Genomic DNA, 9,178 nt, shown 5'->3' on the forward strand with positions numbered 1-9,178 from the left:
CCGCGCGCTCCCCGGGCGGCACGTCGATCCGGAGGGCCCTCACGCCGCCGCCGCTTCCTGCTGACGCAGCGTCAGCGCGAGCCCCAGGTCACCTCGGGTGGGCACAGGCCGACCGGCGAGATCGGCGACCGTCCAGCCAACGCGCAGCACCCGGTCGTAGCCGCGCAGCGTGAGGTGCCCCCGGTCGAGCGCAGTGTCGATGTCGGCGGTGACCGAGCGCGGCAGCCTGCCGCTCCCCCGCCGCAACCAGGCCCCGGGCACCTGGCTGTTCAGGGACCAGGGCGTGTCAGCCCAGCGCCGCCCCTGGGCCGCGCGCGCCGCTCGCACGCGCTCGGCCACCGCCGCGCTCGACTCCCCGGGCTCACCGGACAAGGACGACCTGGTGACTGCCGGGACCTGCACTTGGAGGTCGACGCGGTCGAGGAGGGGCCCGGACAGCTTGCCGATGTAGGCGCGTTTGGCCATCGGCCGGCACAGGCACTCGCCGCCTTTGCCGAAGCCGAGCCCGCAGGGACAGGGGTTGGCCGCCATGACGAGCTGGAATCGGGCCGGGAAATGCACTGACGCCCGGGCCCTCGAGACGACCACCAGGCCGGCCTCCAGGGGTTGCCGCAGGGACTGCAGCGCCCCGGTGCGGAACTCCGGAGCCTCGTCCAGGAACAGGACGCCGTGGTGGGCCTGCGAGATCGCGCCGGGCCGCACGACCCCGCTCCCGCCGCCGATGATCGCCGCCTGGGAGGCGGTGTGATGGGGCGCGACGAACGGAGGTGCACCCCCGATCTCCAGCTCGTCGGCGCTCACCCCCAGCAACGAGCGCACGGCGAGCACGTCGATCGACTGCTCGCGCGTGAGGGCAGGCAACACCGAGACGAGCCGCTCGGCCAACATGGTCTTGCCCGAGCCCGGGGGTCCCACGAGAAACAGGTGATGGCCGCCTGCCGCAGCCAGCTCGACCGCGGTGCGCGCCTCCTCCTGACCGATCACATCACTGAGGTCGGGCAAGGGCTGTCGTCGCCGGCCCGGCAGACGGACGGACGAGACAGGCCCCAATGCGAGCGGGCCGTCCGCGGCATATGCCGAGACCAGGTCGGCGATGTGACGCACGGCGTGCACCCGGATGCCGGGGACCAGGCCGGCCTCGGCCGCGTTCTCCGGCGGGACGACGACCTCGCGGCACCCCTCGCGAGCGGCGGTGAGCACCGCTGGGAGCACTCCCCGAACGGGCCGGATGGTGCCGTCGAGACCCAGCTCTCCCAGGTGCACGACCTCGCTCACCTTGGCCGCTGGCACCACGCGGAGCGCCGCCAGCACAGCCACCATGATCGGCAGGTCGAACCCGCTGCCGTTCTTGGGCAGCGAGGCCGGTGAGAGGTTGACGGTGATGCGCTCCTGGGCGAGCGAGCGGCCGATGCTGGCGGCGGCGGCCTTGACCCGGCCGGGCCCCTGGGCGCAGGCCGTGTCGGGCAGGCCCCCCAGCATGAAGGCGGGCAGCCCGTTGGACAGATGAGCCTCGACCTCCACCAGCGCCCCAGCCAGCCCCTCGAGCGTCACCGAGCGGGTGCGACCGAAGGTCACGACGACACCCCCGCGAACGCCGCTCCACACGCACCCCTGCGGCCTGCCCGGCCGGCCACCTCGTCGTCGCCCAATGCGTCCACCTCCTGGTCACGAGCCAACCGGGCGCCCACCGTGAGATCCACGCGACCGGGCCGGCCCTGTGGACGAGCAGCTGGCGAGGAAGGCCGTTGGGGACAACCGAAGGCGGATGCCGCACGGCAACCCTCATCCATCAGCCGTCGACGCCGACGAGGTGTCGCAGGACCGCCGGCCCGGACGCCGGTCGGACGATCCCGACCACGTCGATGCGGATCCGAGTCGCGTGCACGTCATGACAGCGCAGCCACGTCACCGCGAGCCGCCTCAGCCGGGCGGCCTTGAGGGGCGTGATCGCCTCGACAGGGTCGCCGAACCGCACGCTGCGGCGCGTCTTCACCTCACAGAACACGAGGCAGTCCCCGTCGCGGGCCACGACATCGATCTCACCCTCACGGCAGCGCCAGTTGCGGTCGAGGATGCTCAGCCCGCGCTCGCGCAGGTACCTCGTCGCGAGGCGCTCGCCGTAGTCACCCAGCACCCGGCGCTGGTCTCTGTGGTTCTCCATGGACCGAGCCAAGCCAGCACCGAGGCACTCCGCCACCACGCGGCGCTGCTCATGTGGACAGCAGGACCGGCGCCAGCCGCATGTGGAGCGAGCGGGGGAACGCTCGCCTCAGAAGCCGGGCCCCTTGGGCAGCTCGAGCTCGGACTTGGCAAGCTCCTCGACGTTCACGTCCTTGAACGTCACCACCCGCACCTGCTTGGCGAACCGGGCCGGACGGTAGATGTCCCAGACCCAGGCGTCCTGCATCGTCACGTCGAAGTAGACCTCGCCGCCGTCCGAGCGCACCTTCACGTCGACCGAGTTGCACAGGTAGAAGCGCCGCTCCGTCTCCACGACGTGCGAGAAGAGGCCGACGACGTCACGGTACTCGCGATAGAGCTGCAGCTCCATCTCGGACTCGTACTTCTCGAGGTCCTCAGCGCTCATCGCATGCTCATCTCCGGTCGACCCACTCCCTGCGCCGCCTGCTCGCCGCGCGTCGCCCCATCATCTCCCGCGACACCGGGCAGCCGCCACGACCGTCGGTGCAGCTCGGACGCCCCGTGCACCTCGAGCGCGGCGAGGTGCTCAGGGGCGGCATACCCCTTGTTCTCGTGCCAGCCGTATGCCGGGTGGCCCGGCGCAAGCTCGGTCATGATCGCGTCGCGCTCCACCTTGGCGAGCACGGAAGCGGCAGCGACCGAGGAGCACTTCAGATCGGCCTTGATCATCGTGGTCACAGGCGGTGTCGCCGGGGCCTGGTCGGAGGCGAAGGCGAGCAGCCCGACCTCGCCGGGCTCAGTGAGCCAGTCATGGTTGCCGTCGAGGATGACGAGGTCGGGAACCACGGTGAGCGAGGCCAGGGCCCGGCACCCCGCCAACCGCAGGGCGGCGATGATCCCGATCTGGTCGATCTCAGCCGGAGAGGCGTGGCCCACGGCATAGGCGAGGGCCCACCGGCGGATCCGCGGCACCATCGCGACCCTGGCCGCAGGGGTGAGCAGCTTGGAGTCCTTGACGCCTGTCGGGGCGCTACGGCAGGTCTCGTCGATCAGCACCACGCCGACGGTCACCGGACCGGCGAGCGCGCCGCGCCCCACCTCGTCCATGCCGGCCAGGACGCGATGGCCGTCGCGCTGGAGTGCGCGCTCGACCCGCAGGCTGGGGCTGCGGTGACGGACGACAGCGGCCTTCGGCATGGGCTCAGTCTCCCCCAGGACGAACGCGGGCAGGCTCCCCCATGCCGACCGTGGCCGTGCCGTCGGGAGTCGGCGTGCCGCCTGTGCCGCTGCCGGACGGCGTGTCGGTCTTCGAGGAGGGTGGGGGCACCTTGGCAAACGTCGCGCTGGGGTTGGACAGCCAGGTGACGTGGTCGAGGGGCCAGACGAGCGCCACCGCACGACCGACGATCAGGCTCTCAGGGACCGAGCCGTTGCTGCCGTCCTGCTTCGGACCGTCGTGGAAGCGCGAGTCCGAGGAGTCCGACCGATGGTCACCCATGACCCACACGCGACCTGCCGGAACAGTGATGGAGAACGCCTGCTCGCTCGCCGCGTTGCCCGGCTTGAGATAGGGCTCCTTGACCGGCACCCCGTTGATGGTGAGCCGGCCTCCCACGTCGCAGCAGACCACATGGTCACCCGGCAGCCCGATGACCCGTTTGATGAGGTGGTTCTCCGAAGTGTCCGGGAGCAGCCCGACGAAGGTGAGGGCATCCCGCACAGCCCGTGACACCGGGCTCTCGGGCTGGACGACCGGCGGCGGGACCCAGTCGCCGGGGTCTGCGAACACGACGATGTCGCCGCGGCGCAGGGCGAAGGGCCCCGGCGTCAGCTTGCTGACGATGACGCGGTCGTCGACCTGGAGGGTGTTCTCCATCGAGCCCGAGGGGATGTAGAAGGCCTGCAGCAGCCACGTCTTGACGACGAAGGAGAGCACCAGGGCGAGCCCCACGACGATGACCAGCTCCTTGACGGCGGCACCGAGCACGCCGATGCCGCTGGGGCTCTCGCGGGGCTTTCGGTGCGCGGTGGCGGACCCGGTGGTCTCGGGGAGGGGCTCAGCCGACTCTGCAGGGGTGCGGTCGTCGTCGATGTTGGTCATGGGGTCGCCGCCCGGGGCAGGTCGGCCAGCAGGGTCGGGGTGTCGAAGCCGCCGATGCGCGCGAGCGGCCAGTAGGTCACGGCCGCGCGACCCACCACGTCGGTGACGCGGACGGTCCCCCCGCCCGGGTCGCCGAGGTGGGCCCGGGAGTCGGCGCTGTCGCTGCGGTGGTCTCCCATCACCCACAGCCGACCCTGCGGCACCACGATGTCGAAGGTCAGCTCGCTGGGCTTGTCACCGGGCATCACGTAGGGCTCCTGGACTGGGGTGCCGTTGACGGTGAGCCGGCCCTGGCGGTCACAGCACACGACGTGGTCACCCGGCATACCGATGATGCGTTTGACGAAGTCCTGCTCGCCGAGGTTGACCCCCAGCGCGGACGCCGCTCCCCCGAGGACGCGCCCCACGACCCCACCGGCCTGGTGAGGGGTCCGGTCCGCAGCGGCGAAGGTGGTCGTGCCGTCGAAGACCACCACGTCACCGCGCCGCAGGGCATCGCCGGAGACGAGCTTGTCCACGAGGATCCGGTCGCCGGGCAGGATGGTCGGCTCCATGGAGCCCGATGGCACATAGAACGACTGCACCACGAAGGCGCGCACGAGCATCATGACCACGAGGGCGACCCCGAGCAGCACCAGCCACGAGGGCGACCGGCGTGCCCGGGTTGCGGACGGCTCCGCCGCGTCAGGCGATGCTGACGCGGCGGCCGGGTCCTGCTCGGGTGAGGTGGTTCCGGGGTTCATCGATCCGGAGCCTAGCTCGCGAGGGTGTGTGGCCGGAGCCCGGGACACCCGGGGAGGGCGATTGGAGCCCGCCTCAGCTGGCGGGGGTCGTCTCGCGCTTCTCCTTGATCTTGGCGGCCTTGCCGCGCAGGTCGCGCAGGTAGTAGAGCTTGGCGCGGCGGACGTCACCGCGGGTGACGACCTCGATCTTGTCGATGATCGGCGTGTGCAGCGGGAAGGTGCGCTCGACGCCGACGCCGAAGGACACCTTGCGGACGGTGAAGGTCTCGCCGACGCCGCCACCGTGGCGACGGATGACGACACCCTTGAAGACCTGGACGCGGGAGCGGGTGCCCTCGACGACCTTGACGTGCACGTTGACGGTGTCACCGGCACGGAAGGCCGGGATGTCCTCGCGCAGGGACGCCTTGTCGATCTCGTCGAAACGCTGCATGGCGGGTTCGCTTTCTTCTCGGCGCCACAGGTCGCCCAGGGTGGTTGGTGGTGCTTCGTCAGGGATGCGTCACGCGTGCCGGCCGCGTGGCCGAGGCGGTGCCCGGTCACTCCCCCTGTGGCAGGGGCGCATGGTCACACAGACGCAAGGAGCCATTCTGCCATGGCAGTGGCCGTGCGCTGAAATCACCCACCCGGCGCCTGGGCGCCTGCCTGCCTGCTGCTCGCGCAGCTGGGCGGCCCACTACCGTGGGCCGGGTGAGCATCGAGCCCGGCTGGCCCGTGGCGGCCGCACTGGTCCTGCTGATGGGGCTCGCACTCCTCGCGCACCGCGTCAGCGGCTACGCCTTGGAGCGCCCCGTGCTCGTCGCCGGGCTGCGGGCCATCGTGCAGCTGAGCATCGCGGCTCTGGTGATCGCTGCGGCGGTACGCAGCCTGGCGTGGTCCGTTGCGCTCGTCGTGGTGATGTTCGCGATGGGCGTCCTGACCACCACGAGGCGGGTCGAGGCGGCCCGCTCCTGGCCGGCGGCCGCTGCTGCGATGGCAGTCGGCATCCTCCCGGTGCTCGCGATCGTCCTGGCGACCCGCACCATTCCCCTGACCGGCATCGCCATCGTCCCGGTCGCGGGGATCATCGTCGGCAACGCCATGACCGCACACACCCTCGTCGGGCGTCGGTCGTTCGCCGCGCTGCGTGAGGAGCACTCGCAGTACGAGGCCTGCCTGTCCCTGGGCCTGCTCCCGGGCCAGGCCATCCGCGAGATCATCCACCGGCGCGCGCCGGAGGCCCTGCTGCCAGGCCTGGACCAGGTCAAGACGACCGGGGTCGTGACGCTGCCCGGCGCCTTCATCGGCGTCATGCTCGGCGGCGGCTCGCCCGCCCAGGCGGCGACGGCGCAGGTGCTCGTGCTGTTCGGGATCATGGCCGCCCAGACCGTCACGGTGGGCGTCGCCGAGCGCCTCATCGCAGCCCGGCGCCTCGCGCCACGAGACCTGGCCGCGGCGCTGATCGACTGAGCCGACTGCTACCGGCGGGGCTTCGTCAGGTCGACGGTTCCGGGAATGCTGCCCACGCCGGGTCGGACGCGATAGCCGGCCTTGCGGTAGATGCGCAGGTTGCGGTCACTGCGCGCTCCTGTGTTGAGCCAGTATGCCGCCGTGCCCGGCGGCGCCTGTGCCTCCCCGAACGCGAGCAGTGCGCGGCCGAGACCGCGGCCCTGCAGGTCGGGAGCCACCATGAGCCGCCCGATCTGCCACAGCGAGTCGTCGTCGGGTGCCACCCGGGCGCGCACGGACCCCACCAGCCTGCCGCCGGCCCGCATCGTCCAGGTGGTCCAGGCCGCGATCCCCGCAGCGACCTCCTCCAGCGTCTCCAACAGTGGAGGGATGTCGAGGGTGCCGTTGGCCCGCGCCTCGGTGACCCAGCAGGCCCGGCTGAGGGTCAGCAGCTCGGGAACGTCGGCCGGGGTCGCCGTCGCGAGGTCGAAGTCGGCGAGCACGGCACCCGCGTGCGAGCTGTGCAGCAGGTCGGGACGGCGGGCCGCCGTGCGCTCGAGTCGCTGCTGGTGCCGCCAGTTCGCGATCGCGCCGTGGTCGCCGGACAGCAGCACCGGTGGCACCTCACGGATGTGCCCCGGCGCAGACTCCCAGGCGGCGGGCTTGGTGTAGACGGGGTACTCCAGGAGGCCGTCCTCGTGGGACTCCTCGACGAGCGACTCGGCGTTGCCGATGACTCCTGGCAGCAGGCGCGCCACGGCCTCGACCATGGCGAGCACCGCGACCTCGCCCCCGTTGAGGACGTAGTCACCCAGCGAGACCACGGAGACCTCGAGCCCGAGCTCGTCGGCGGCATAGTCGTAGACACGCTCGTCGATACCCTCGTAGCGGCCGCACGCGAAGGTCAGCCACGGCTCCTCGGCGAGCTCGCCCGCCAGCGCCTGCGTGAACGGCATACCTCCCGGTCCGGGAACCACGAGCCGGGGGCGGGCCCCCTGCGGACCCGAGCCGCCGACGTGCTGGAGCGCCTCGGCCCACGGCTGGGGCTTCATCACCATTCCCGCGCCGCCGCCGTAGGGCGTGTCGTCGACGGAGCGATGCCGGTCGTGCGCGAAGTCGCGCAGGTCGTGGACGTGGACATCGAGCAGGCCATCACGACGAGCCTTGCCGATCAGCGAAAGGTCAAGCGGGGCAAGGTAGTCGGGGAAGATCGTGACGACGTCGATGCGCATGCGAGGGCCTCAGTCGCGGTTGAGGTCGAGCAGGCCGGCGGGAGGGTCGATGACCACGCGGCGCCCCTCGAGGTCGACCTCGGGGACGATCTGCTCCACGAACGGCACCAGCGCCTCGCCACCACCGGTGAGGCGCACGACGAGGAGGTCCTGCACGGGACGGCTCTCGAGGCCGCCCACCTCGCCGACCACCGTGCCGTCGGTGGTGAGCACGCTCAGGCCCACGAGCTCGTCCTCGTACCAGGCCTGCTCGTCATCCTCGGGCTCGTCCGCGGCGACGTCGGCGAGCAGGCGCGTGCCGCGCAGCGACTCGGCGCCGGTGCGGTCGGGCACCTCCTCGAAGGCGAGCAGCCAGATCCCCTGATGGACGCGGGTGCTGCGTACGGTCAGCTGCCGGGGGACGCCGGACCCGGCCGTCGCCTCGGTCCGCAGCACGGCACCATCGGCGAACCGGCGCTCGGGGACGTCGGTGTGCAGCTGCACCGTCACCTCACCGTGCAGGCCGTGCGGCTTGCCGATGCGCGCGACGAGGAGCAGGGAGTCGTCAGGCATGCGCTGATCCTCTCAGGTGGGTGGTTGGGGCACGACGCGACGAGGGCCGCCGGGAGATCCCGGCGGCCCTCGTCGACGAGCTGCGTCAGCGCACCCGGTCGGTGTCGACGATGTCGACGCGGACGTTCTGGCCACCGGCCAGAGCGCCCATCACGGTGCGCAGAGCACTCGCGGTACGGCCGTTGCGACCGATGACGCGACCGAGGTCGTCGGGGTGGACCCGGACCTCGAGAACCTCACCGCGGCGGAGCTCCTTGCGTCGCACGGCGACGTCGTCCTTGTGGTCGACGATGCCCTTGACGAGGTGCTCGAGCGCCTCTTCCAGCACGGTCAGGCCTGGTCCGCGTCAGCACCCTCGGCGGCCGCGGGGGCCTCCTCGGTGGCGGCGGGGGCCTCGACGGCAGCAGCCTCGGCAGCCGGAGCAGCCTCGGCGGGCGCGGCCTCGGCGGCCGGAGCAGCCTCAGCGGGCGCGGCCTCGGCGGCCGGAGCAGCCTCAGCAGGAGCCTCGTCGGCCTTCTTGGCGGCGCGCTTCTTCGGGGTGGTGGCGCCGTCGGTGCCGGCGTCCGCCTTGCCCGCGGCCGCGATGGCAGCCTCGTAGAGCTCCTTCTTGGAGGGCTTGGGGGCCTTGACCTTGAGGGTGCCCTCAGCGCCGGGCTCGCCCTTGAACTTCTGCCAGTCACCGGTCACCTTGAGCAGGGCCTCGACGGACTCGGTCGGCTGCGCTCCCTGGCCGAGCCAGTACTGCGCACGCTCGGAGTCGATGTCGATGAGCGACGGCTCCTCGGTGGGGTGGTACTTGCCGATCTCCTCGATGGCCCGGCCATCGCGCTTGGTGCGCGAGTCCATGACGACGACGCGGTAGAACGGTGCACGGATCTTGCCCATGCGCTTCAGACGAATCTTGACGGCCACAGCTGTGGTGTCTCCTGTTTCTTGGTGGTGAGCGCGGCGAGACCGGGTGGGGACACGCGGGGAGCCGT

At 71.6% G+C, this 9,178-nt stretch carries 12 protein-coding genes; 1 reads left to right on the forward strand and 11 read right to left on the reverse strand.

Features of this window, described 5'->3' with window-relative positions; genetic code table 11:
- Positions 1–39: 39 nt before the first annotated feature.
- The 7 genes from VGN50_RS10730 to rplS all read right to left on the reverse strand — a co-directional run bounded on the left by VGN50_RS10730 (position 40) and on the right by rplS (position 5,419).
- On the reverse strand, positions 40–1,575 hold the full coding sequence (locus VGN50_RS10730; protein ID WP_327444757.1) for a YifB family Mg chelatase-like AAA ATPase: 1,536 nt from the start codon (positions 1,573–1,575) through the stop codon (positions 40–42).
- A gap of 214 nt (positions 1,576–1,789) precedes the next feature.
- Positions 1,790–2,161, reverse strand: a complete 372-nt coding sequence (locus VGN50_RS10735) for a YraN family protein (RefSeq protein WP_327444758.1) — start codon at positions 2,159–2,161, stop codon at positions 1,790–1,792.
- Positions 2,162–2,269: 108 nt separating this feature from the next.
- The gene (locus tag VGN50_RS10740; protein ID WP_327444759.1) at positions 2,270–2,587 is read right to left on the reverse strand and encodes a DUF2469 domain-containing protein; all 318 of its coding nucleotides are present in this window, start codon (positions 2,585–2,587) and stop codon (positions 2,270–2,272) included.
- Complete coding sequence (locus VGN50_RS10745; protein WP_327444760.1) at positions 2,584–3,339, reverse strand: ribonuclease HII; 756 nt, start codon at positions 3,337–3,339, stop codon at positions 2,584–2,586. Before VGN50_RS10745 ends, VGN50_RS10740 begins: the two co-directional genes overlap by 4 nt.
- Positions 3,340–3,343: 4 nt before the next feature.
- Positions 3,344–4,243: a signal peptidase I gene (lepB, locus tag VGN50_RS10750; protein WP_327444762.1), complete on the reverse strand. Its 900-nt coding sequence runs from the start codon at positions 4,241–4,243 to the stop codon at positions 3,344–3,346.
- Positions 4,240–4,986 (reverse strand): signal peptidase I, encoded by a 747-nt coding sequence (gene lepB, locus VGN50_RS10755; protein ID WP_327444764.1) that lies wholly within the window; start codon positions 4,984–4,986, stop codon positions 4,240–4,242. The genes lepB (VGN50_RS10750) and lepB (VGN50_RS10755) overlap by 4 nt, the downstream gene beginning before the upstream one ends.
- Before the next feature lie 73 nt (positions 4,987–5,059).
- A complete protein-coding gene (gene rplS / locus VGN50_RS10760) occupies positions 5,060–5,419 on the reverse strand; it encodes a 50S ribosomal protein L19 (protein ID WP_327444765.1) in 360 nt (119 codons plus the stop codon).
- A gap of 257 nt (positions 5,420–5,676) precedes the next feature.
- Between rplS and VGN50_RS10765 the strand changes: the two genes are divergently transcribed.
- Positions 5,677–6,435 (forward strand): ABC transporter permease, encoded by a 759-nt coding sequence (locus VGN50_RS10765; protein ID WP_327444766.1) that lies wholly within the window; start codon positions 5,677–5,679, stop codon positions 6,433–6,435.
- Positions 6,436–6,443: 8 nt separating this feature from the next.
- Here VGN50_RS10765 and trmD read toward each other — a convergent pair whose 3' ends face one another.
- From trmD to rpsP, 4 genes are all read right to left on the reverse strand, one after another.
- Positions 6,444–7,646, reverse strand: coding sequence for a tRNA (guanosine(37)-N1)-methyltransferase TrmD (trmD, locus tag VGN50_RS10770; protein WP_327444767.1), 1,203 nt, complete (start codon positions 7,644–7,646; stop codon positions 6,444–6,446).
- Between the two features lie 9 nt (positions 7,647–7,655).
- Positions 7,656–8,198: a ribosome maturation factor RimM gene (gene rimM / locus VGN50_RS10775; protein ID WP_327444768.1), complete on the reverse strand. Its 543-nt coding sequence runs from the start codon at positions 8,196–8,198 to the stop codon at positions 7,656–7,658.
- A gap of 85 nt (positions 8,199–8,283) precedes the next feature.
- Complete coding sequence (locus VGN50_RS10780; protein WP_327444769.1) at positions 8,284–8,526, reverse strand: RNA-binding protein; 243 nt, start codon at positions 8,524–8,526, stop codon at positions 8,284–8,286.
- Positions 8,527–8,528: 2 nt separating this feature from the next.
- Positions 8,529–9,110, reverse strand: coding sequence for a 30S ribosomal protein S16 (gene rpsP, locus VGN50_RS10785; protein WP_327444770.1), 582 nt, complete (start codon positions 9,108–9,110; stop codon positions 8,529–8,531).
- Positions 9,111–9,178 lie beyond the last annotated feature (68 nt).

This window comes from Pedococcus sp. (assembly GCF_036000045.1).
Classification (GTDB): Bacteria; Actinomycetota; Actinomycetes; order Actinomycetales; family Dermatophilaceae; genus Pedococcus.

Excerpts from the sequence above, each read along its gene's own strand:
- trmD (WP_327444767.1), bottom strand. The coding sequence starts at position 7,646 with ATGCGCATCGACGTCGTCACGATCTTCCCCGACTACCTTGCCCCGCTT.
- VGN50_RS10740 (WP_327444759.1), bottom strand. The coding sequence starts at position 2,587 with ATGAGCGCTGAGGACCTCGAGAAGTACGAGTCCGAGATGGAGCTGCAG.
- rplS (WP_327444765.1), bottom strand. The coding sequence starts at position 5,419 with ATGCAGCGTTTCGACGAGATCGACAAGGCGTCCCTGCGCGAGGACATC.
- lepB (WP_327444764.1), bottom strand. The coding sequence starts at position 4,986 with ATGAACCCCGGAACCACCTCACCCGAGCAGGACCCGGCCGCCGCGTCA.
- VGN50_RS10735 (WP_327444758.1), bottom strand. The coding sequence starts at position 2,161 with ATGGAGAACCACAGAGACCAGCGCCGGGTGCTGGGTGACTACGGCGAG.
- rimM (WP_327444768.1), bottom strand. The coding sequence starts at position 8,198 with ATGCCTGACGACTCCCTGCTCCTCGTCGCGCGCATCGGCAAGCCGCAC.
- VGN50_RS10745 (WP_327444760.1), bottom strand. The coding sequence starts at position 3,339 with ATGCCGAAGGCCGCTGTCGTCCGTCACCGCAGCCCCAGCCTGCGGGTC.
- lepB (WP_327444762.1), bottom strand. The coding sequence starts at position 4,243 with ATGACCAACATCGACGACGACCGCACCCCTGCAGAGTCGGCTGAGCCC.